The sequence below is a fragment of the Micromonospora sp. M42 genome, from assembly GCF_000568915.1.
GTDB lineage: Bacteria > Actinomycetota > Actinomycetes > Mycobacteriales > Micromonosporaceae > Micromonospora > Micromonospora chalcea.
This window is the reverse complement of the sequence record NZ_KK037233.1, coordinates 6203557-6224575: the sequence shown is the minus strand read 5'-3', so window position 1 is coordinate 6224575 and position 21019 is coordinate 6203557. Positions and strand designations below refer to the sequence as shown.

Sequence of the window (21019 nt, the reverse complement as noted above, 5' to 3'; positions counted from 1 at the left end):
CCGCGGTGCCGGCTCGCCCTGCCGACCCCAGCCGGTCTCGCTGCCGTCCAAGGATTCGCCCTCCCCCAGCCCATCGATCTCCGCCTGACAGGCTACGAACGAAACCCTATTCGGACCACTCCCCGCGCCGCACATCGCCCGGTGACCCGCCGCACGGTGGGATCGACCGGGTGGCCGCGCCCGCTGATGTCCAGGAGGTGGGAGCGGGATTGGGTGCCCGGATCCGGGGACCGGCGCACGGGCGGTCGGTGAAGGTCCGCTCACCGTCCGTGCAGCTTCCGACGAATCGCCCATTCCGCCGCCCTGGGCCGCCGCGCTGTCCGCCGGCGGCCGGGCCACGTCACGCTGCTCCGGCAGCGGCGGGGTGAACACCGTCCGGTCGAGCCGGGTGACCTCCGGCGCCGGGTCCACCGCCCGCACACCCGGGCGCCCGGCGAGCGCGCGCAACGCGTCCGGCGCGGCACGGACCACCGCGGCGTACACGCAGGCGCACCCGGTCCGGTAGGCGGCCGCCTCCCGGGCCGCGACCTCGGCCCCGCTCTCGTACACCCGGCGCAGCTCCGGATCGGCGGTGGACGCCGGGGCGGCGGCGCGCGACCGGTAGTCGGCGGCCTCCCGGTCCTTGCGCCCGGCGACGTCGGCCATCCCGGCGACCACGTCGTCCGGCAGCCGCAACGCCGCGATCCGGACGATCTCGGTCTGCCGGCCGGACAGCGGCACCCGCGCCACCACCGCCGAGACCGGCGCGCCGTCCAGCGCGGCGGCCGCCCGCGCCGGGGTCAGGTAGCCGGCGAACGAGACGAGCGCGTAGGCGTCGGGCGCGTCGAGGGCGGCCAGCTCCTCCCCGGCGGTACGCAGGTACGCCGGGACGCTCGCGCCGGCGGCCACCCCGACCCGGGTCACCTCGCCGACAGTGCGGTCGCTCACCGGACGGTCCCGCCGCTGCGCCACCGCTACCACCAGCACCACCAGCGCGCAGGCCAGCGCCAGCCAGGTCAGCGTGGTGAACCGGGACCGGCGCGGCGGCGCGGTGTCGTCGCTCATGGTCAGTCGCGCAGGATCTCCAGCGCCCGGGCCAGATCCTCCGGGTAGTCGCTGACGAACGTCACCTCGTCGCCGGTGCCCGGGTGCGCGAAGCTCAGCGAACGGGCGTGCAGCCACTGCCGGGACAGCCCGAGCCGGGCCGACAGCGTCGGGTCCGCCCCGTAGGTCAGGTCGCCCACGCAGGGGTGCCGCATGCTGGAGAAGTGCACCCGGATCTGGTGCGTGCGCCCGGTCTCCAGCCGTACGTCGAGCAGGCTGGCGGAGGGGAACGCCTCCAGCGTGTCGTAGTGGGTGATGCTCGGCTTGCCGCCGGAGACCACCGCCCACCGGTAGTCGTGGTGCGGGTGCCTGTCGATCGGCGCGTCGATGGTGCCGCGCAGCGGGTCCGGGTGGCCCTGCACCACGGCGTGGTAGCGCTTCTCCACCTCGCGCTCCTTGAACGCCCGCTTCAGCGCGGTGTACGCGCGCTCGCTCTTGGCCACCACCATGATCCCGGTGGTGCCCACGTCGAGCCGGTGCACCACGCCCTGCCGCTCGGCCGCGCCGCTGGTGGAGATGCGGTGGCCGATGCCGGCCAGCCCGCCGATCACCGTCGGGCCGGTCCAGCCGGGGCTCGGGTGCGCCGCCACCCCGACCGGCTTGTCCACCACCACGATGTCGTCGTCGGCGTACACCACGGTCAGGCCGGGCACGGCCTGCGGCACCACGGTCGGCGGGGCGGGCGGCGCGGGCAGCGTGACCTCCAGCCACGAGCCGGCCTTGACCTTGTGCGAGTTGGGCCGGGCCACGCCGTCGACGAGCGCGTCGCCGGCGTCGATCAGGCCGGCGGCGGCGGTGCGGGAGAGCCCGAACAGCCGGGACACGGCCTGGTCCAGGCGCATGCCGTCGAGGCCGTCCGGGACGGGCAGGGAGCGGGTGTCGCCGCCGGCGGCGAACGCGGAGGTCACGCGGTCTCCCGCTGCTCGGTCGCGGCGACGTCGTCGCGCTTCTCGTCGCGCAGCCGGGAGCCGTCGCGTTGCCGGCCGGTCAGCTCCAGGAAGACCGCCAGCACCACGCCGCAGACCAGCGAGCTGTCGGCCAGGTTGAACACCGGCCAGACCTGGCCGTACGGGTCGAAGAGGCTGATCATGTCGACCACGTGGCCGACGAAGTGCCCGGGCGCGCGGAAGATCCGGTCGATCAGGTTGCCCAGCGCGCCGCCCAGCACCAGGCCCAGCGACACCGCCCACGGCAGCGAGCGCAGCCGCAGCGCCATCCACGCGATCCACCCGATCACCACGAACGTGATGATCGGGAAGACCCAGGTGTGGTCGGAGCCGATGCTCCAGGCGGCGCCGCTGTTGCGGGTGAGGCTGAAGTAGACCGCGCCGCCGAGCACCGACACCGGCTCCCGGCCGGTCAGCTCGGCCAGCGCGAGCTGTTTGGTGCCCAGATCCGCCAGCAGCGAGAACAGGGACACGCCGAGCAGCAGGCCGACGGCCCTGCGGCGGGGCGCGCCGGCACCCGACTCGGTGGTGCCGGAACCGGCGGGCGGTGCTGCGGTCATCTGCTCCCCATCGACGCTTGCGACGGCGTGGTCACCGTCTGCCGTACGGCCGCCGGGGAGCGGTGATCAGCGCCGCTCCTCCAGCTGCTTGCAGGTCACGCAGAGGGTGGCCGACGGGAACGCGGCGAGCCGCTCCACCGGGATCGGGTTGCCGCACCGCTCGCACCAGCCGTAGCCGCCCTCGTCGAGGCGCTCCAGCGCGCGCTCGACCTGCGTGATCCGCTCCTTGATGCTGTTGGCGAGAGAGATCTCCTGCTCCCGCTCGAACGTCTTGGTGCCGGTGTCGGCCTGGTCGTCCCCGGCCGAGTCGGTCAGCCGGTCGCGCTGCAGCTCGGTGATCTCGCTCAGCGTCTGATCGTACTCGGCGTTCAGCTCGTCCCGCCGCGCCGCCAGGGCGGCCCGGATCTTCTCGGTCTCCGCCGCGCTGCGGGTGGCCTTCGGCGCGGGCTTGCGGCCGGCGGTCCTGGTGTCGGCTGGCTTCGCCATCGTCAGCTCCCTCAGCCGCGTGGCGCGGCGGTCAGCGGTACGTGGGCGGGGACGCCGTCGTCGGCGTCTCCGCGTACGGAAGGGTGCACGGCGAGCGGGCCCGCCGTGCACTCCGGAGGTTGGCAAGAATACGGAACGTACAGGCGTCCGACAACGTGCCGCACCGTCGTCCCACGTATCCGCCCCGGACTGCCATCAATCGGGGCAAAAGGAACGGTAGCAGATCAGCGGGCCGTCTCCTCGCCGTACTCCCCGAACCACCGCGCCAGCCGGCCCCGGCGGCTCACCGCCCGCAGCCGCCGCTCGGTCTCGTCCCGTACGCCGGCGGTGGCGACGATGAGCAGGCTGTCCCCGACCTTGAGCCGGGTGTCCGCGCCGGGCACGAACCCGACGCCGTCGCGCAGCACCAGCGTGACCGCGGCGCCCACCGGCAGCCGCAGCTCGTCCACGTGCACCCCGGCCAGCCGGGACCCGTCCGGCACCTCCAGCTGGAGCAGGTCGGCGCGCATCCGCTCCAGCGGGGCGGTCTCCAGCATGACCTCGTTCGGCTCGGCCGGCGCGATCACGCCCAGCCGTCGGGCCGCCGACGCCAGCGTTCCGGCCTGGAGCAACGTGAAGATCACCACCAGCACGAAGACCGCGTCGAAGAGGCGGTCCGCCCCCGGCACGTGCAGCGACAGCGGGATGGTGGCGAGCACGACCGGCACCGCGCCGCGCAGACCCGCCCAGGACAGGAAGAGCTGCTCGCGCAGGTTGACCCGGAACGCCAGCGCGGACACCGCCACCGACAACGGCCGGGCGAGCAGCAGCAGGGCCAGCCCGGTGATCACGGCGGGCAGCACCGCGGTCTCCAGCCGGCTCGGCGAGACCAGCAGGCCGAGCAGCACGAACAGGCCGATCTGGGCCAGCCAGGCCAGCCCGTCGGCGAAACCGAGGATGGCCTGCCGGTGCGGCAGGCGGGAGTTGCCGAGCAGCACGCCCGCCACGTACACGGCGAGGAAGCCGGAGGCGTGCACCACCGAGCCGGCCGCGTACGCCAGCACGGTGAAGCCGACCACCGCGATCGGGTACAGGCCGGCCGACGGGAGCGCGGCCCGGCGCAGCGCGTACCGCCCGGCCAGCCCGGCGCCCACCCCGACCGCCGCGCCGACGCCCAGCTCGTAGCCGAGCAGCAGCGCCTCGTACCACCACGGGTGGGCCGCCTCCGCTCCGGCGCGGGAGAGCAGCAGCACCACGAGCACGACGGGCGCGTCGTTCACCCCGGACTCGGCCTCCAGCGCGGCCACCAGCCGGGGTGGCAGGCGCAACCGGCGCAGCGTGGCGAACACCGCCGCCGCGTCGGTCGAGGAGAGCACCGCGCCGTAGAGCAGCGCCAGCCGCCAGTCCAGGTCGAGCAGCAGGTGCACCACCACGCCGACGACCACGATGCTGACCACCACGCCGACGGTGGACAGCGTGGCCGCCAGCCCGAGCACCGGCCGCAGCGTGCTCCACCGGGCGGTCAGGCCGCCCTCCGCGATGATCACGATGAGCGCGCAGAAGCCGAGCACCCGGGTCAGCTCGACGTCGTCGAAGCGGATGCCCAGCCCGGCCTCGCCGAGCAGCACCCCGAGCGCCAGGTAGACCAGCAGGCTCGGCACGCCGAGCCGGGTGGAGAAGCGCACCGCGCCCACCGCCACCAGCAGCACGGCGGCGCCCACCAGCAACGCGACGTCCAGCCCGGGGGTCATCGCCGACCGGCCCGGGCGGATCTCACGGCGTGCTGCCGTCGCGCAGTCGCCGCAGCACCCCGGGCAGTTCGGCGTGCGGGCGTTCCACCAGGAAGAGCTTGTCCCGGCTGGCCGCGCCGGAGCGCAGCGACACGGTCGCCGGCCGGACGCCGAGCGCCTCGGCGAGCGCCCTCCGGGCCGCCTCGGTCGCGCGGCCGTCCACCGCCGGCGCGTGCACCGCGACGACGAGCGCGGGACCCAGCGGCCCGTCGTACCGGCCGCCGACCCGGGTCCGGGCCGCGCCGGGCTTCACCCGCACCGCGACGGTGAGCGTGTCGTCCGCGATCGTCATGGTCAGCGGGGCCGGGCCTCGGCCAGCAGGGTGGTGGCGGCGGCGCACTGCGCGCACGGGGTGAAGCCCAGGCCGACCGCCTCGGCGACCGGAACGGGCTCGTCCTCCCGGCCCACCAGATGCGGGCAGCCGGGCAGGTGGAAACGGGGGTGGCCGTCGACCACCAGGACCTCGCCGGGCAGCCGCACCAGCCGGGCCACCTGCCCGGCGGAGAGGAACTCGGCCGGCGGGTCGCCGTCGAACGCATCGCCCGGCGCGGGCGAGGTGGGCCGCGTGGCGTCCGAGGCGCGCTGGCCGGGCGGTGAGTAGGGCGTCGGTTCCGCGTCGGTCACCGGCTCGGCGGCGACGCGTTCGTACGACTCGGCGGTCGCCGGCTCGTAAGTCGCGGTGTACGGATCGGCGTCGAACGGATCGGCCGGTGGTGAGTAACGCGGCCGGCGGCGGGGTGTCGTCCGGTTCGGTCACCGGCGGCCCGGGGCGGTTGCCGCCACCCGGATCCGCCGGCGTCGACCGTGGACGTGTGGTGCGGGACCGGGCTCACCGGGTCGTCCGGAGACGGGACGGTGTGCGCGGTCCGGGTACGCGGCCCGGTCGCCCGGCCGGCCGTGGCCCGCGCCGCGGCCGCCTGGCGGGCGAACGCGACGAAGACGACGGCGGACAGGACGCTGGCCGCGATCGAGACGATGAGCAGGAGGCTGGATCCGCCGGCGAGCCCGGCGACCAGCAGCACGACCGCGACGACGATGAGCAGGATGCTGGCGGCTACCACGGCTCACCCCCGGCCGCGTCGTGTCGGTCTGGGCGGTCGGTGGCCGTCACGGGGACGGCCACCGACGCGGGATCAGCGGCCGGACTCGAGCGAGCCGGCGCCGCGGCCACCGCCGTAGGAGCCGGCGAGGCCGGCCGCGGCGAGACCGTTGCTGCCGGCGGCACGGGTGCCCTCGGCGCGGTTCATCTCCACCTCGAGGCCCTGGCCGCGACCGTCGAGGTCACGCAGCTGGCTCTCCAGGTACGCCTTGAGCCGGGTCCGGTACTCGCGCTCGAACTGCTTGAGCTCCTCGATGTGCTTCTGCAGCGCGGTGCGCTTGGCGTCCAGGCCGCCCATGGCCTCCTGGTGCCGCTGGCGGGCGTCCCGCTCCAGGGCGTCGGCCTTGGCGCGCGCCTCCCGGGTGACCTCCTCGGCCTTCGAACGGGCCTCGGAGAGCAGCTGGTCGGCCTCGCGACGGGCGTCGGAGACGTGGTCGTCGGCGGTGCGCTGGGCCATCATGAGCACCCGCAGCGCCTGCTGCTCGCCGTCCCCGGTCACCCCGGCCGGGCCGCCCTGCGTGCGGACCTGCTCCAGCTCGGCCTGCATCGCGCGGGCCGCCTGCTCGGCGGCCGCCTTGTCGCGCTGCACCCGGTCGAGCTGGGCCTTGACGTCGTTGAGCTCCGCCGCGAGGCGGGCGTCACCGCCGGGGCCGGCGGGAGCGCCACCCCGACCGCCGCGCTCCACCTGGGCGCGCAGCTCGTTGTTCTCCTCGATCAGACGGGCCAGCTCGCGCTCGACCTCGTCCAGGAAGGCGTCGACCTCCTCCTCGTCATACCCCCGCTTGCCGATCGGCGGCTTTTTGAAGGCGACGTTGTGAACGTCGGCCGGGGTCAGCGGCATCGAAACTCCTCGGGTCAGTTGCGGCCGCGAAAGCGCTCTGGTCAGGCAAACGCGAAGATCAGGCGCCTAAACACGAACTCCATCAGCACGAACAGGATAACCAGGAGCACAAGGGAGGCCAGGTCGATGCTCACGGTACCAATTCGCAGTGGCGGGATCACACGCCTCAACGCTCGCAGGGGCGGATCAGTGACGCTCCACACGACTTCCAGTCCCGCCGACGCTCCCCGGCCCGGTTGCCAGCGGCGACCATAGGCCAGCACCGCCCCCATAACAAATCGCGCCAAAAGGACAATTAGGAAGATGTACAGCAGCAGGTAGAGCACCTGGAACAGGATCGACAACACGGCAGGCGACGTCCCTCGGTCATGTGGGTCAGCTCAGGCTGAAGAAGCCGCCCTCAGCGATCTTGGCCTTGTCCTCCGCGGTGACCTGGACGTTGGCCGGTGAGAGCAGGAACACCCGGTTGGTCACGCGCTCGATCGTACCGCGCAGGCCGAACGCGAGCCCGGCGGCGAAGTCGACAAGGCGGCGGGCGTCCGCCTCGTCCATCTCGGTGAGATTGATGATCACCGGGACGCCGTCCCGGAAGTGCTCGCCGATGGTCCGCGCCTCGCGGTAGGTGGTCGGGTGCAGCGTGGTGATCTGGTAGCGCTGCTCGTCCTCCGGCGCCACCCGCTCCCGCTCGCGCGGCTGGGCCTGCGGCGCGAGCGCGAGATTGTCCCGCGTGTGATAGGTCAGGGCGCCCGAGGTCTCGCCGGCGGAGGACCGGGTGATCGACCGGACGCTGGAGCGCTCGACCCGCTCCGGGCGCTCCACGTCGCCCCGGTCGGTGTCGACCGACCGGCTGGAGGCGCGCTCGGACAGCCGGCCCCGGTCGCTGAGGCGGGACCGCGTCGCCGGCGGCTCGTCGGCCTCGTCGTCGTCCTCGTCGGCGAACTCCTCGGCGTACCGGCTCGACCGGTAGCGCGACGAGTCCCGGTAGCCACCCTTGTCGTAGCCACCGTCCTCGTACGCCCGCTCGTCGTCCTCCTCGACCAGACCGAGCCAGACCCCCGCCTTGCGCAGTGCACCCATCCCCGCGCCCTTCCGTCCGCCGTGCGGCACGCGCCCCCGTGCCGTGTCGCTTGATCACGAGTGGACGATCATGCCCACCGGACCGGATCGGCAATCCCCTGACGTGCGGTTCGCGGTCCGCCCGTCACGGCCCCCGGCTACGGGGACGCCGTCCTGAACAACACTGATGTAATTTGCTTCCGTCGTGGTGAGGCTACCGCAGCGCAGGGCGCATTCCGAGCAACGCGCTGCCGACACGGACATGTGTCGCGCCGTGCCCGATCGCGCTTTCCAGGTCGCCGCTCATCCCCGCCGACAGCACCGTGGCGCCCGGATGGTCGGCCCGTAGCGCCGCCGCCACCTCGGCCAGCCGGGCGAACGCCCGGTCCGGCTCCCAGCCCAGCGGCGCCACCGCCATCAGGCCGGCCAGCCGCAGCCCGTCCGCGCCGGCCACCGCCGCAGCGACCGGGTCGAGCCCGCGCTGCGGATCGGCGGCGCCCGGCAGCGCCCCGCCCCGGGCCGGGTCGCCGTCGATGCTCACCTGCACCAGCACGTCCAGCGGCCGGTCCCGGACCGCGCCCGCGGCGGCGTCCAGCGCGGCGGCCAGCCGGACGCTGTCCACCGACTGGACCACGTCGGCGTACCGGACCACCGACCGGGCCTTGTTGCGCTGCAACTGGCCGATGAAGTGCCAGCGCGGCGCGGCGCCGGCGCCGGCCACCGCCTCCGCCTTCGGCGCCGCCTCCTGGTCGCGGTTCTCCCCGACGTCGGTCACGCCCAGCGCGGCCAGCGCCACCACGTCCGACGCCGGGTACGTCTTGGTCACCGCGACCAGGGTGACCGCGTCCCGCTGCCGCCCGGCCGCCGCGCAGGCGTCGGCGATGCGGGCCCGGACCCGGGCCAGCCCGGCCGCCAGCTCGGCGCGCCGCTCGGGCCGCACCGCCGTCTGTGACTCCGTCATCGGCGCGGCTCAGGACCCGTTCTTGAGGAAGTCGGGCACGTCGACGTCGTCGAAGAGCACCCGCCGCGACGGCTGCTGCGGCGCCGGCATGGTGGCCGGCGGGCTCACCGGCGCGTTCGGCTGGGCCGGCGGGTTCTGGTTGCTCTTGCGCGGCGGCTCGACCGCCTTGTACGCGGGCGCGCCCCCGTCGAAGCCCGCCGCGATCACGGTGACCCGCACCTCGTCACCGAGCGCGTCGTCGATGACCGCGCCGAAGATGATGTTCGCGTCCGGGTGGGCCGCGTCGGTGACCAGCTGCGCCGCGTCGTTGATCTCGAACAGGCCGAGGTCCGACCCGCCGGCGATGGACAGCAGCACACCGCGCGCGCCGTCCATGCTCTGCTCCAGCAGCGGGCTGGAGATGGCCGCCTCGGCCGCCTCGACGGCGCGGTTCTCGCCCCGGGCGCTGCCGATGCCCATGAGCGCGCTGCCCGCGCCGCTCATCACGCTCTTCACGTCGGCGAAGTCCAGGTTGATCAGACCCGGCGTGGTGATCAGGTCGGTGATGCCCTGGACACCGGAGAGAAGCACCTGGTCCGCCGTGCGGAACGCGTCCATCATGGAGATGTTGCGGTCACCGAGCGCGAGCAGCCGGTCGTTCGGGATCACGATGAGCGTGTCGCACTGGTTGCGCAGTTCCTCGATGCCCGCCTCGGCCTGGACCTGCCGGCGCTTGCCCTCGAACGAGAACGGCCGGGTCACCACGCCGATGGTGAGCGCGCCGAGCTTGCGGGCGATGTTCGCCACGACCGGCGCGCCGCCGGTGCCGGTGCCGCCGCCCTCGCCGCAGGTCACGAACACCATGTCGGCGCCCTTGAGGACCTCTTCGATCTCGTCGCGGTGGTCCTCGGCGGCGTTCTTGCCGACGTCCGGGTTGGCGCCCGCGCCCAGTCCCCGGGTCAGCTCCCGGCCCACGTCGAGCTTGACGTCGGCGTCGCTCATCAGCAACGCCTGCGCGTCGGTGTTGATCGCGATGAACTCGACGCCCTTGAGCCCAACCTCGATCATCCGGTTGACGGCGTTGACTCCGCCGCCCCCGATGCCGACGACCTTGATGACCGCCAGGTAGTTGTGCGGAGGTGTCATCTCCGGTCCTTTCCCTTCGAGATTGGCATGGGCCGACCCCACACGGCTTGGCCGGATCAGCGGCCTCCGACGGCTGAACCCTCACCCTCTACTAGAGGCTTAGAGTTATGTCAACCACTGATCTCTTCGGGGCAACGTATGCGCCGCCGCGCCAGGAGCCAAGGACCTGTTCCGGCGTGTCGCGACCGAGCGACAGGGGACACAGCGTCCGCTCGCTGAGCCGCGGGTCACTCGAACGTGACCACGTCCGGCGCGCTGACGTCGATCCGGTCCGCCTTGCGGCTCAGCAACGCGGTCGCCACGGTGGACTTGTCCGCGCCCCGGGAGGCGTCGCCCCAGAACACCTGACGCTCGCCGCGCAGCTGCAACGTGATCCGGGCCAGGCCGGCCACGTCCACCGCGACCAGCTCCGCGCGCAGCTTCTCCCCCAGCGCGGCGAGCACCGCCAGCCCGGCCCGCGTACCCGGATCGTCCGGGCCCGGCCGGGCCACCTTGACCAGCGGCAACCCGTCCGGCGCCCGGTCCAGGCGCTGGAAGACCACGCCCGAGCCGTCCACCACCACGAACCCGTCGCCCTGCGGCACCGCCGCCACCGCGGTGCGCTCCCGTACCCGGATCACCAGCGTGCCCGGCCACTCCCGCTCGACCGTGGCGCTGGCCACCGGCGGCAGCGTGCCGACCCGGCGGGCGGTCGCGGCCAGGTCCACCCGGGCCAGCGGCTCGTTGTCCGGCACCGCCGCGGCGTCGCGGATCTGCACCGGCGTGACCAGCCGCGCGCCGACCACCCGCACCTCGCGCACGCCGAACAGGCCGGTGCCGAGCACCGTCCACGCCACCAGGCCCGCGACGGCGAGCACCGCGGCTGCGACCGCCCACGGCAGCGCGGCCCGCATCCGCCGCTGCCGGGCCCGGGCCATGAACCGGCGGGCCGACGGCGGCACGGCGTCCGCGTTGGCCGCACGAGCTGCCAGCGCCGCACCGGGCTGCGCCGGCCACCTCCGCCGTCCGGGCCGGGGGTACGGCCGCGGGCCGGACCGGGACTCATCCGGCGGTGGCCGCCGCGCCGTCCGGGCCGACGCCGGCGTCCAGCCCCGTGCCGCCGGAGCGGGCCAGCAGGGCGTCGAGCAACTGGTCACCCATCAGCGAGATCGGCGGCGCGCCCATGGTCACCACCACGTCGCCGGCCCGGGCCCGGCGGGCCACCTCGGCCGGCACGTCGTCCCACGCCTCGACGAACACCTTGCGATCGTCCGGCAGCGGCACGTCCTGGATCAGCGCGGCCGAGCCCTCGCCGGGGCGGCGCGTCTCGCCGGGACCGAACACCTCCAGCAGCACCACCTCGTCGGCGATGCCGAGGGCGGCGGCGATCTCCGCCTGGTTGTCCCGGGTCCGGTAGAGCCGGTACGGCTGGAACACCACGATCAGCCGGCCGTCGCCGGCCACCTCGCGCAGCGTCTGCAGGGCCAACGTCATCGAGGTCGGGTGGTAGGCGTACTCGTCGTAGACCAGCACGCCGTCGGCGACGCCCTTGCGCTCGAAGCGGCGCCGCACGCCGGGGAACGCGCCGAGCGCGGCCTCCGCCGCCGGGACCGGCAGCTCCAGCAGGTACGCGGCGAGCACCGCGGCGGCGCTGTTGAGCGCCATGTGCCGCCCCGGTACGGGCAGCCGGAACTCGCCGAACGCCCGGCCCTCGATCTCGGCCTGGTAGCGCACCCCGTGCGCGGACGAGACGACGTCGCTCATCCGCAGGTCCGCGTCGGCGGACTCGCCGTACGTCCAGACCTGGCGGCCCTCGGCGCGCAGCGTCTCGGCCAGCCGCCGCCCGCCCGGGTCGTCGGCGCAGGTGACCACGAACCCCGCCGGGTCGGTGAGCCGGGCGAACTCGGCGAACGCCGCCTCCAGCGTGGCCAGGTCGCCGTAGGTGTTGAGGTGATCCGCCTCGATGTTCGTGATGATCGACACGAACGGGCGGTAGATGAGGAAGGAGCGGTCGCTCTCGTCCGCCTCGACCACGAAGTGCTCGCCGGTCCCGTGGTGCGCGCCGGAGCCGACCTCGGAGATCTCGCCGCCGATCACGAAGGACGGATCGGTGCCGGCCTGCTGGAGCACCATGGTGACCATCGAGGTGGTGGACGTCTTGCCGTGGGTGCCCGCGACCGCCACCGTACGGCGGCCGGTCATCGCCGCGGCGAGCGCCTCGGACCGGTGCAGCACCCGCAGGCCCCGCCGGCGCGCCTCCACCATCTCCAGGTGGTCCTGCGGGATCGCCGAGGAGTAGACGACCGTGTCCACGCCGTCGAGGTTGGACGCCTCGTGGGTGGAGTGGATGGTGCCGCCGAGCGCCCGCAGGCCGGCCAGCGACGGCCACTCCCGCAGCTCGCTGCCGGAGACCGGCAGACCCCGGGTGAGGAACAACCGGGCCAGCCCGGCCATCCCGACCCCGCCCACGCCGATCAGATGGATCCGGCCCAGGTCCTCCGCCGTCATGGTGCCGGCGGGCGTGAACTGCGCGGTGTTCATCAGACGTACCTTCCCGTCGCGGTTTCCCTCATCAGCGGGCCACCGCCTCGTAGACGAAGTTCAGCAGCGCCACGTCGCCGTCGCGGCGGCCGTAGCCGGCTGCCGCCTGGCTCATCGCCCAGAGCCGCTGCGGGTCCCGGATCAGCGGGATCACCGTCCGCTCCACCCAGGCCGGGGTCATCTCGGCGTCGTCGACCAGCAGACCGCCGCCCGCCTCCACCACCGGCAGCGCGTTGCGCTTCTGCTCCTGGTTGCTGTGCGGGTAGGGCACGTAGACGGTGGGCAGTCCGATCGCGGCCACCTCGGCGCAGGTCATCGCGCCGCCCCGGGCCAGCATCAGATCGGCGGCGGCGTAGCCCAGCTCCATCTCGGACAGGTACGGCAGCGTGACGTACGGCACCGGCAGGTCGGTGGGCACCGAGACCGGCTCGTTGCGGGCGCCGATGACGTGCAGCACCTGCACGCCGTTGCGGGCCAGTTCCTTCGCCGCGCCGGACACGGCCAGGTTGATCGAGCGGGCGCCCTGCGAGCCACCGGCGACGAAGAGCACCGGCAGGTCGGGACGGAGTCCGAAGTGGGCGCGGGCGGCGTCACGCAGGGCGGCCCGGTCCAGCCCGGCGATGCCCCGGCGCAGCGGCACGCCCACCACCCGGGCGTCGCGCAACGCCTCGGCCTGGGCCGGCTGGTGCGGGAAACCCACCGCGACGTTCTTGGTGAACTTCATCCCGAGCCGGTTCGCCACGCCCGGCGGCACGTTCACCTCGTGGATGACGATCGGCAGCTCCCGCCGCCACGCGGCCAGGTAACCGGGCACCGAGACGTACCCGCCGAAGCCGACCACGGCGTCGGCCTGGACCTCGTCGATCACCTTGCCCGCGGCGCGGGCCGCCTTCCACATCCGGTCCGGGGTGCGCACCAGGCTCATGTTCACCGACCGGGGAAGCTGGTACGCCGGGATCTGCCGCAGGTCGTAGCCGGCCGGCGGGATCAGCTCGTTCTCCAGCCCCTTCGGTGTGCCCAGACAGGTGATCCGGACGCTCGGGTCGTGTCGGCGCAGGCAGTCGGCGAAGGCGAGCAGCGGGTAGATGTGCCCGCCCGTACCCCCTCCGCAGAGCACCACCGAACGCAGCGGACCCATCAGCGTCTCCTCTCGCTCGCCGCGCCGGTGCGCGCCCGGTCGGATCGGGCGCCGCGGGGCGCGGCCTGATCGTCCTGCCGCCGCTGCCGGGACCGGGGCACGGACCCTCGGTCGGCCGGCGGCGACGCCGGCTTGCGGCGCCGGCCGGGAAGCGGCGGCAACGGGGCCCACACTAGTCGGACCCATCGGGCGGGCGGACGGGCATGCAGCGCTCGCGCGGCGTCCGGCTCGGCGCGGGCGAACGAGGCGAGCATGCCGACCGCGGCGAGCGTCACCACCAGGGCGCTGCCGCCGTCGGAGATGAACGGCAGCGGTACGCCGGTCAGCGGCAGCAGCCCGGTCACGCCACCGATGTTGATGACCGCCTGGCCGACCAGCCAGGCGGTCACGCCGGCGGCGGCGAGCCGGCGGAACGGGTCCTCGACCCGGCGGGCGATGCGCAGCCCGGTGTACGCGAGCACGGCGAACAGCACCAGGATCACGGTGCAGCCGACCACGCCCAGTTCCTCCGCGACGATGGCGAAGATGAAGTCGTTGTGCGCCTCGGGGAGCCAGTTCCACTTCAGCGAGCTCTGGCCCAGGCCGACGCCGAACCAGCCCCCGTTGCCGATCGCGTAGCGGGCCTGCACGAGCTGGTAGCAGTTCGGCAGCTCCTGCTCGAAACACGTGCGCGGGGAGGGCGGGTCGAGCCACATGGTGAGGCGGCCGAGCCGGTAGTTGTCGGCGCCCCGGGAGCCGGAGCCGGCGCCGAGCGAGGCCGCGGCCACCAGCAAGCCGATGCCGGCCAGGCCGATCGCGGTGAGCGCGGCGAAGACCCGGGTCCGTACGCCCGCCGCCCAGAGCATGCCGACCACGAGCGCGAGCAGGCACAGCATGCTGCCCAGGTCGTTGTAGCCGACCAGCACGAACAGCAGGCCCACCACCGGGAACAGCGGCGTGGCCAGTTCCTTCCACCAGCCCAGCACCGCGCCCTTGCGGGCCAGCACGTGCGCCGCCCACAGCACCAGCGCGAACTTCGCCACCTCGACCGGTTGCAGCGAGATCGGGCCGAGCGAGAGTGAGAGGAGTTCGGCCCGCAACGGCCCGATCGACGTCACCCCGAACAGCGAGCCCATCGCGACGAGCAGGTTGAGCAGGAGCAGCAGCGCGACCGCCACCCCCAGCGCCGGGCGGCTGACCGCCCGGAACGTGCGCGCGGGCAGCCGCTGGCAGGCCCAGAACGCGCCGATGCCGATCACCGCGAACACGGCCTGCTTGGTCAGCGACGCGGACGCGTCGCCGCCCTCGGCGAAGTCCTTCACGCTGGTCGCGGAGAAGACCATGGTGAGGCCGATCAGCAGCAGCAGTCCGACGCTGGACAGCAGCAGGTAGTACGAGGCCAGCGGCCGGGCCAGCAGGCCACGCAGCGCGGCCAGCCCACCGGCCGGATCCCAGCGCGCCGCCGGCGGTTCGGCCGGAGGCGTGGCCGCCGGCGCACGGCGGGCCGGCGGGTCGCTGGTCACCTGGATGTCTCGTCCCTCCCCCACAGGCCCATCATTGCCGCTCGCCCCGCCCGCCCGTGGCGCAACCGCCCGGTCGGCGTGTCGGATCTGAAGGAGGGGCCCCTTATTAACAGACGTCTGTTAATAAGGGGCCCTTCCTTACACCTAGCTGACCGCGGCGAGGAACTCGCTGTAGAACAGGCCCAGCGCGATGGCCACGCCGATGCCGGCGATGATCCAGAACCGGACCACGATGTTGACCTCGCTCCAGCCGGCCAGCTCGAAGTGGTGCTGCAACGGCGACATCCGGAACACCCGCTTGCCGGTGGTACGGAACGAGATGATCTGGATGACCACCGACATCGTGATGATCACGAACAGGCCGCCCAGGATCGGCAGCAGCAGGATCGTGCGGGTGGACATCGCCATGCCGGCGATCAGGCCGCCCAGCCCGAGCGCGCCGGTGTCACCCATGAAGATCCGCGCCGGGGACGTGTTCCACCACAGGAAGCCCACGCAGGCGCCCGCCGCCGCGCCGGCGATCAGCGCGATCTCCAGCGGATCGCGCACGGTGTAGCAGTACGCCTCGGTGTAGTTCGGGTCGGCGCACCAGTGCCGGTACTGCCAGAACGCGATGAGCGCGTACGCCGCGAGCACCATCACCGAGGCGCCGGTGGCCAGGCCGTCCAGGCCGTCGGTGAGGTTGACGCCGTTGGTGGCCGCCATGACCACCATGATGATGACGATCACCGAGCCGATCTTGCCGATCTCCAGCGCCGGGATGTCCCGGATGAAGCTCAGCGTGGTGCTGGCCACCGTCTCGGTGTTCGTCGCGTTGCCGCCGGCGTCGGTCATGCTCGACGGGAAGTAGACCGCCACCGCGCCGAAGACCGCGCCGACCAGGATCTGCCCGGCCAGCTTGCCCCGCTTGTTGAGGCCGCCGCTGTGCCGCTTGCGCACCTTCAGGAAGTCGTCGATGAAGCCGACCGCGCCGGAGAACACCATCAGCCCCAGCAGCACCAGCGCCGTGATGGTCGGCTCGACCTGGGCGATCTGCGCGTCCGGCAGTGTGGTCAGGGCCAGGTGCCCGGCGACGTACGCGATGACAGTGGCCAGGATGAAGACCACGCCGCCCATCGTCGGCGTGCCCTTCTTGCCCTCGTTGCTGGCGAGCCCGAGGTTCGACCGGATCGGCTGGCCGGCCTTCAGCCGGGCGAACACCTTGATCGCGATCGGGGTGCAGAACAGCGAGATCAGGAACGCGACCCCGATGGCGACGATGACCGCCCTCATGCGGCGCCGCCCTCCGTCGCACCCTCGCGGGCGTCCGCGCGCAGCGCGTCGGCCACCTCCCAGGTCCGGTACCGGGAGCCCTTCACCAGCACCACGTCTCCCGGACGCAGCTCGCTCCGCAGCACCTCGACGGCCGCCGCCTGATCGCTGAGCAGCACCGACTCTCCTCCCCAATTGCCTACCGCTGTCGCGCCCTCGTGGATCGGCGCCGCCGGCTCGCCCACCACGAGCAGCCGGTCCACTCCCAGCTCGGCCGCGAGCCGGCCGACCTGCTGATGCCCCTGAAGTTCGAAGTCACCCAGCTCGGCCATGTAGCCGAGCACCGCGACCGTACGCCCCTCGCCGCGCATGCTGGCCAACGCCCGCAGCGCCACGCCGGTGGAGGCCGGGTTCGCGTTGTACGAGTCGTCGATCACGGTCACCCCGTCGGGGCGCTCGAAGACGTCCATCCGCCGGGTGGAGACCAGGCCCAACTCGTTCAGCGCCGCCGCCAGGTCGGGCAGCGGCAGGCCCAGCTCCCGGCCGACCGCCGCCGCGGCGAGCGAGTTGGAGACCTGGTGCCGGCCGGTCAGCCCGAGCCGCACCGGCGCGCTCCCCTCCGGGGTGACGAGCGTGTACGAGGGCCGGCCCCGGCCGTCGAGCGTCACGTCCACGGCGCGCACGTCGGCGCGCTCCGACTCGCCGTACCGCACCACCCGGGCCTGCGTACGCGTCGACATCGCGTCCACCCGCGGGTCGTCGGCGTTGAGCACCGCCAGCCCGTCGGAGGGCAGCGCCTCGACCAGCTCCCCCTTGGCCAGCGCGATGGCCTCCACCGAGCCGAACTCGCCCAGGTGCGCCACGCCGACGTTGAGCACCACCGAGATCCGGGGCGGCACCACGTCGCACAGGTACCGGACGTGCCCCACCCCGCGGGCGCCCTTCTCCATCACCAGGAAGCGGGTCTCCGGGGTGGCCTGCAGCGCCGTGTACGGGTGCCCCAGCTCGTTGTTGAACGAGCCGGGCGGGGCCACCGTCGGGCCGAGCCGGACCGCGACCTGGGCGATCAGGTCCTTGGTGGTGGTCTTGCCGGACGAGCCGGTCAGCCCGATCACGGTCAGGCCGGGCAGCCGGTCGACGACGGCGCGGGCCAGCCGGCCCATCGCGTCGAGCGCGTCGCCGACGAGCACCATCGGCACGCCCGGCACCTCCCGGGTGCCGAGCACCGCCACCGCGCCCGAGGAGATCGCGCCGGCCGCGTAGTCGTGGCCGTCCACCCGCTCGCCGGGGAAGGCCACGAACAGGCCGCCCCGGCTCACCTTGCGGGAGTCGAACTCGACGGTGCCGGTGACCCGGGCGTCCGGGTCGGCGCCGACGAGCCGGCCGTCGACGGCGGTGGCCACCTCGGCCAGCGTCAGCGGGATCACCGCTGACCCACCAGGTCACCGAAGCGGGCGCGCAGCGCCGCCGCCAGCTCCACCCGGTCGTCGAACGGCAGCACTCGCCGCCGATCTCCTGGCCGCGTTCCTGGCCCTTGCCCAGCACCGCCACCACGTCACCCGGTTCGGCCACCCGGACCGCCTCCTCGATCGCCGCCCGCCGCCCGGGCACCTCGATGACGCGGGCCGGGGTCGCGGCGGCGTACGCGCCGGCCAGCACCTCGGCCCGGATCGCGGCCGGTTCCTCGGTCCGCGGGTTGTCGTCGGTCACCAGCACCACGTCGGCGCCGCGCGCGGCCACGCCGCCCATCACCGGCCGCTTGCCCCGGTCCCGGTCGCCGCCGGCGCCCAGCACGCAGATCAGCCGGCCGCCGGTCAGGTCGCGCAGCGCGGTCAGCACCGCCTCGATCGCGTTGGCCTTGTGCGCGTAGTCGACCACCCCGCGTACCGGGGCGTCGCCGCTGACCAGTTCCAGCCGCCCGGGCACGCCGCCGCAGGCGGCCACGCCGCGCGCCGCGGTCTCCGCGTCCACCCCGACGGCGACCAGGAGCGCGACGGCCAGCAGCGCGTTCGCCACGTTGTGCCGGCCGGGCAGCGCCACGCCGGTGGGCAGCGCGAGCCCGTCCGGCCCGTGCAGGGTGAAGCGCTGCGCGTAGCCCTCGCCGTCGATGCCCTCGGCCCACCAGGTGGCGTCCGGGTCGCCGGCCGCCGAGTAGGTGACCGTGCCCGGCTTGTACAGCGGGCGCAGCGCCGGGTCGTCGTGGTTGAGCACCTCGACCCGGCAGCGGCCGTCGAACAGCCGGGCCTTGGCCGCGAAGTAGTCCGCCTCGTCGGCGTGGAAGTCCAGGTGGTCGGAGCCGAAGTTGGTGTAGCCGCCGACGTCGAAGCGGACGCCGCCGACGCGGCCCATCGCCAGGGCGTGGCTGGACACCTCCATGACCACGGTGTCCACCCCGTGCTCGCGGGCCACCGCGAGCATGGCGTGCAGGTCGGTGGCCTCCGGGGTGGTCCGGACGCTGTCGATCACCAGGTCGCCGAGGCGGGTCTCCACGGTGCCGATCAGGCCGGTGACGCGCCCGGCGGCGCGCAGCCCGGACTCGACCAGGTAGCTGGTGGACGTCTTGCCGGCGGTGCCGGTCACGCCGATCACGGTCAGGCCGGCGGTCGGGTCGCCGTAGACCGTCGCGGCCACCTCGCCGAGCGCCTCGCGCGGGTCGTCGACGACGAGCACGGGCAGGCCGGCGCCGGCGGCCAGCGCCACGCCGGCCGGGTCGGTGAGCAGGGCCACCGCGCCCGCCTCGGCGGCGGCGGCGAACTCCGCGCCGTGGCCCGCGCGCCGGGCAGGGCCGCGTACAGGTCGCCGGGGCGGACCTCCTGGCTGGCGTGGGTCACGCCGGTGACAGCCACCTCGGCGGCCCCCTCCGGCGGGGTCACCGCCACGCGGGCGGCGAGGTCGCCGAGCCGTACGGGACGCACGCGGGACGTGGATTGCCGGGCACGGCGTCAGACCCTACCCGGTCGTCCGGTTCCGACCGCACAGCCGCCCCGGTGGTTCGTCGCCACTCACCGATGATGTCCCGCCGTCCCGGCTCAGCGCGGAAAGACCTCGAACTTCGGGGACTTGTTGGTCAGCGACGGAGGCACCCGGTAGTGGCGGAGAGTGAAGCCCATCATCTCCCGGAACGCGGGCGCGGCCACCGCGCCGCCACCGCCGCCGGGGCTCCACACGAAGACCGCCACCACGTACCGGGGGTTCTCCGCCGGGGCCATGCCGATGAACGAGCCGACCTCACCGGGCTGCTGCTTGCCGTTGTCGTAGCGCAGCCCGGTGCCGGTCTTGCCGGCCACCCGGTAGCCGGGCACAGCGGCGGCCAGCCCGGTGGCCTGCCCCTCCGGGCCGTCGACGGTGGTGACCGCCTCCATCATCCGGCGCAGCGCGGCCGCGTTCGCGGGGCTGAGCACGGACCGGGTGGTCGGCGTCGCGGCGGGGCTGCGTGTGCCGTCCGCGCCGATCGTCTCCTTGACCAGGTGCGGCTGCACGTACGTGCCGTTGTTGGCGATGGCCGCGTACGCGGCGGCCATCTGCAGCGGCGTGGCGTCCACGCTGTGCCCGATCGGCACCGACCCGTACGCCGAGCCGCTCCACTGGTCCGGCGGGAGCAGCCGGCCGGCCGCCTCACCCGGCATGCCCTCGCCTGTCACCTGGCCCAGCCCGAACCGCTTCTGGTAGTCGAAGAGCCGTTCCTTGCCCAGCTTCTCGCCGATCTCGATCGTGCCGACATTCGACGAGAAGGCGAGCATGCCGGGGATGCTCATGGTGCGGCCGTCGACCGGGTGGGTGTCGCGGAAGGTGACCCCGCCCCGCTCGATGGTGTTGGCGACCGGGAACGCGGTGTCCGGGGTGATCACGCCCTCCTGGAGCGCCGCGCCGAACGTGATCGCCTTGTGGATCGAGCCCGGGTCGACCACGAACGTGGTGGCCGCGTCGTCCCGGTCCGACGGCGAGGTGACCTTGGTGGGGTTGGCCGCGTCGTACGTCGGCTGGCTGGCCTGGGCCAGCACCTCGCCGCTGGGGATCTCGATGATCACCGCGGCGCCGACGCTGCCCTTCACCTTCTCCGTCTGCTTCGCCAGGATCCGCTGCGTCATGAACTGCAGGTCCCGGTCGACAGTGAGTTGCAGCGAGCTGCCCGGCTTCGGCTGGGTGGTCCGGCTGTAGCCGCCCGGGATGGGCGCGGCCAGGTCACCCTGGCCCACCTCGTAGGTCCGCTTGCCGGCCTGTCCCCGCAGCACGTCGTCGTACCTGGCCTCCAGCCCCTCCAGGCCGTTCATGTCCTGGCCGACGAAGCCGAGCAGGTTCGCGGCCAGGTCTCCGCCGGGCACCTCGCGCCGCTCGTCCCGGTGCACGTTGATGCCGGCCAGGTCGAGTGCCATGATCCGCTTCGCGGTGCCGATCTCGACGCCCCGGGCCAGGTAGACGAACTGCAACGGGGTGTCGGTGCCGGGCAGGTTGCGCTCGCGCATCTTCTCGGCCAGGTCCGAGGCGGGCACGCCGAGCAACGGGGACAGCGCCCGTGCGGTGGCGGCGCGGTCCTTGACCCGGGTCGGGTCGGCGAACACGTACCGGGCCTCCACACTGTGCGCCAGCGGCTCACCGTTGCGGTCGAGGATCGCCCCGCGCGGGGCCGGCAGCTCGACCACGGCGAGCCGGTTGGGCAGACCGCCGTCGGCGTACGCCGGGG

The 21019-nt window shown here is 73.8% G+C and carries 19 protein-coding genes and 2 pseudogenes; all 21 read right to left on the bottom strand.

All coding sequences use genetic code 11. The annotated features are described in order from the left end of the window. On the bottom strand, positions 1–1044 hold a 1044-nt coding region (locus tag MCBG_RS28840; RefSeq protein WP_223201370.1), incomplete at its 3' end, for a hypothetical protein. A 2-nt stretch (positions 1045–1046) separates the two neighbouring features. Further along, the gene (locus MCBG_RS28835; protein WP_043329487.1) at positions 1047–1991 is read right to left on the bottom strand and encodes an RluA family pseudouridine synthase; all 945 of its coding nucleotides are present in this window, start codon (positions 1989–1991) and stop codon (positions 1047–1049) included. Then, positions 1988–2590 carry a signal peptidase II gene (gene lspA / locus MCBG_RS28830; RefSeq protein WP_043329486.1) on the bottom strand — a complete coding sequence of 201 codons (603 nt, stop codon included), beginning with the start codon at positions 2588–2590 and terminating at the stop codon, positions 1988–1990. The genes MCBG_RS28835 and lspA overlap by 4 nt, the downstream gene beginning before the upstream one ends. 66 nt (positions 2591–2656) lie before the next feature. Beyond that, positions 2657–3076 (bottom strand): TraR/DksA family transcriptional regulator, encoded by a 420-nt coding sequence (locus MCBG_RS28825; RefSeq protein WP_030500254.1) that lies wholly within the window; start codon positions 3074–3076, stop codon positions 2657–2659. 224 nt (positions 3077–3300) lie between these two features. Next, positions 3301–4806: a potassium/proton antiporter gene (locus MCBG_RS28820; protein WP_043329485.1), complete on the bottom strand. Its 1506-nt coding sequence runs from the start codon at positions 4804–4806 to the stop codon at positions 3301–3303. A 22-nt stretch (positions 4807–4828) separates the two neighbouring features. Next, positions 4829–5137, bottom strand: coding sequence for a DUF167 domain-containing protein (locus tag MCBG_RS28815; RefSeq protein WP_043331102.1), 309 nt, complete (start codon positions 5135–5137; stop codon positions 4829–4831). 2 nt (positions 5138–5139) lie between these two features. Beyond that, the gene (locus MCBG_RS34490) at positions 5140–5469 is read right to left on the bottom strand and encodes a hypothetical protein (RefSeq protein ID WP_223201369.1); all 330 of its coding nucleotides are present in this window, start codon (positions 5467–5469) and stop codon (positions 5140–5142) included. Further along, complete coding sequence (locus tag MCBG_RS34485; protein WP_223201368.1) at positions 5466–5906, bottom strand: hypothetical protein; 441 nt, start codon at positions 5904–5906, stop codon at positions 5466–5468. The genes MCBG_RS34490 and MCBG_RS34485 overlap by 4 nt, the downstream gene beginning before the upstream one ends. A 72-nt stretch (positions 5907–5978) precedes the next feature. Continuing rightward, a complete protein-coding gene (locus MCBG_RS28800) occupies positions 5979–6785 on the bottom strand; it encodes a DivIVA domain-containing protein (protein WP_043329484.1) in 807 nt (268 codons plus the stop codon). 41 nt (positions 6786–6826) lie between these two features. Then, positions 6827–7132 carry a YggT family protein gene (locus tag MCBG_RS28795; RefSeq protein ID WP_030500249.1) on the bottom strand — a complete coding sequence of 102 codons (306 nt, stop codon included), beginning with the start codon at positions 7130–7132 and terminating at the stop codon, positions 6827–6829. Positions 7133–7160: 28 nt separating this feature from the next. Beyond that, entirely contained in the window at positions 7161–7862 is a 702-nt protein-coding gene (locus MCBG_RS28790; RefSeq protein ID WP_043329483.1) for a cell division protein SepF, read from the bottom strand. Positions 7863–8055: 193 nt separating this feature from the next. Further along, positions 8056–8802, bottom strand: a complete 747-nt coding sequence (locus MCBG_RS28785) for a YggS family pyridoxal phosphate-dependent enzyme (RefSeq protein WP_043329481.1) — start codon at positions 8800–8802, stop codon at positions 8056–8058. Between the two features lie 9 nt (positions 8803–8811). Further along, on the bottom strand, positions 8812–9927 hold the full coding sequence (gene ftsZ / locus MCBG_RS28780; RefSeq protein ID WP_030500246.1) for a cell division protein FtsZ: 1116 nt from the start codon (positions 9925–9927) through the stop codon (positions 8812–8814). A gap of 227 nt (positions 9928–10154) precedes the next feature. Continuing rightward, positions 10155–10972: pseudogene (locus MCBG_RS28775) on the bottom strand (cell division protein FtsQ/DivIB). Further along, on the bottom strand, positions 10969–12447 hold the full coding sequence (gene murC / locus MCBG_RS28770; RefSeq protein WP_043329479.1) for a UDP-N-acetylmuramate--L-alanine ligase: 1479 nt from the start codon (positions 12445–12447) through the stop codon (positions 10969–10971). Before murC ends, MCBG_RS28775 begins: the two are co-directional and overlap by 4 nt. A 31-nt stretch (positions 12448–12478) precedes the next feature. Beyond that, the gene (gene murG, locus MCBG_RS28765) at positions 12479–13585 is read right to left on the bottom strand and encodes an undecaprenyldiphospho-muramoylpentapeptide beta-N-acetylglucosaminyltransferase (RefSeq protein WP_043329477.1); all 1107 of its coding nucleotides are present in this window, start codon (positions 13583–13585) and stop codon (positions 12479–12481) included. After that, positions 13585–15000: an FtsW/RodA/SpoVE family cell cycle protein gene (locus MCBG_RS28760; RefSeq protein ID WP_176722845.1), complete on the bottom strand. Its 1416-nt coding sequence runs from the start codon at positions 14998–15000 to the stop codon at positions 13585–13587. The genes murG and MCBG_RS28760 overlap by 1 nt, the downstream gene beginning before the upstream one ends. Positions 15001–15231: 231 nt before the next feature. Next, on the bottom strand, positions 15232–16359 hold the full coding sequence (mraY, locus tag MCBG_RS28755; RefSeq protein WP_043329473.1) for a phospho-N-acetylmuramoyl-pentapeptide-transferase: 1128 nt from the start codon (positions 16357–16359) through the stop codon (positions 15232–15234). After that, positions 16356–17765, bottom strand: coding sequence for a UDP-N-acetylmuramoyl-tripeptide--D-alanyl-D-alanine ligase (gene murF, locus MCBG_RS28750; protein WP_043329471.1), 1410 nt, complete (start codon positions 17763–17765; stop codon positions 16356–16358). Before murF ends, mraY begins: the two co-directional genes overlap by 4 nt. Beyond that, positions 17762–19315, bottom strand: a pseudogene (locus MCBG_RS32130) (UDP-N-acetylmuramoyl-L-alanyl-D-glutamate--2,6-diaminopimelate ligase). Before MCBG_RS32130 ends, murF begins: the two are co-directional and overlap by 4 nt. Positions 19316–19367: 52 nt before the next feature. Continuing rightward, the coding region (locus MCBG_RS28735) for a peptidoglycan D,D-transpeptidase FtsI family protein (protein ID WP_084789648.1) at positions 19368–21019 on the bottom strand (1652 nt) is incomplete at its 5' end.

Bases quoted from the DNA above. Each gene is read 5' to 3' on its own strand.
- lspA (WP_043329486.1), bottom strand. From the start codon at position 2,590: ATGACCGCAGCACCGCCCGCCGGTTCCGGCACCACCGAGTCGGGTGCC.
- MCBG_RS28825 (WP_030500254.1), bottom strand. From the start codon at position 3,076: ATGGCGAAGCCAGCCGACACCAGGACCGCCGGCCGCAAGCCCGCGCCG.
- MCBG_RS28820 (WP_043329485.1), bottom strand. From the start codon at position 4,806: ATGACCCCCGGGCTGGACGTCGCGTTGCTGGTGGGCGCCGCCGTGCTG.
- MCBG_RS28815 (WP_043331102.1), bottom strand. From the start codon at position 5,137: ATGACGATCGCGGACGACACGCTCACCGTCGCGGTGCGGGTGAAGCCC.
- MCBG_RS28800 (WP_043329484.1), bottom strand. From the start codon at position 6,785: ATGCCGCTGACCCCGGCCGACGTTCACAACGTCGCCTTCAAAAAGCCG.
- MCBG_RS28790 (WP_043329483.1), bottom strand. From the start codon at position 7,862: ATGGGTGCACTGCGCAAGGCGGGGGTCTGGCTCGGTCTGGTCGAGGAG.
- MCBG_RS28785 (WP_043329481.1), bottom strand. From the start codon at position 8,802: ATGACGGAGTCACAGACGGCGGTGCGGCCCGAGCGGCGCGCCGAGCTG.
- ftsZ (WP_030500246.1), bottom strand. From the start codon at position 9,927: ATGACACCTCCGCACAACTACCTGGCGGTCATCAAGGTCGTCGGCATC.
- murC (WP_043329479.1), bottom strand. From the start codon at position 12,447: ATGAACACCGCGCAGTTCACGCCCGCCGGCACCATGACGGCGGAGGAC.
- murG (WP_043329477.1), bottom strand. From the start codon at position 13,585: ATGGGTCCGCTGCGTTCGGTGGTGCTCTGCGGAGGGGGTACGGGCGGG.
- mraY (WP_043329473.1), bottom strand. From the start codon at position 16,359: ATGAGGGCGGTCATCGTCGCCATCGGGGTCGCGTTCCTGATCTCGCTG.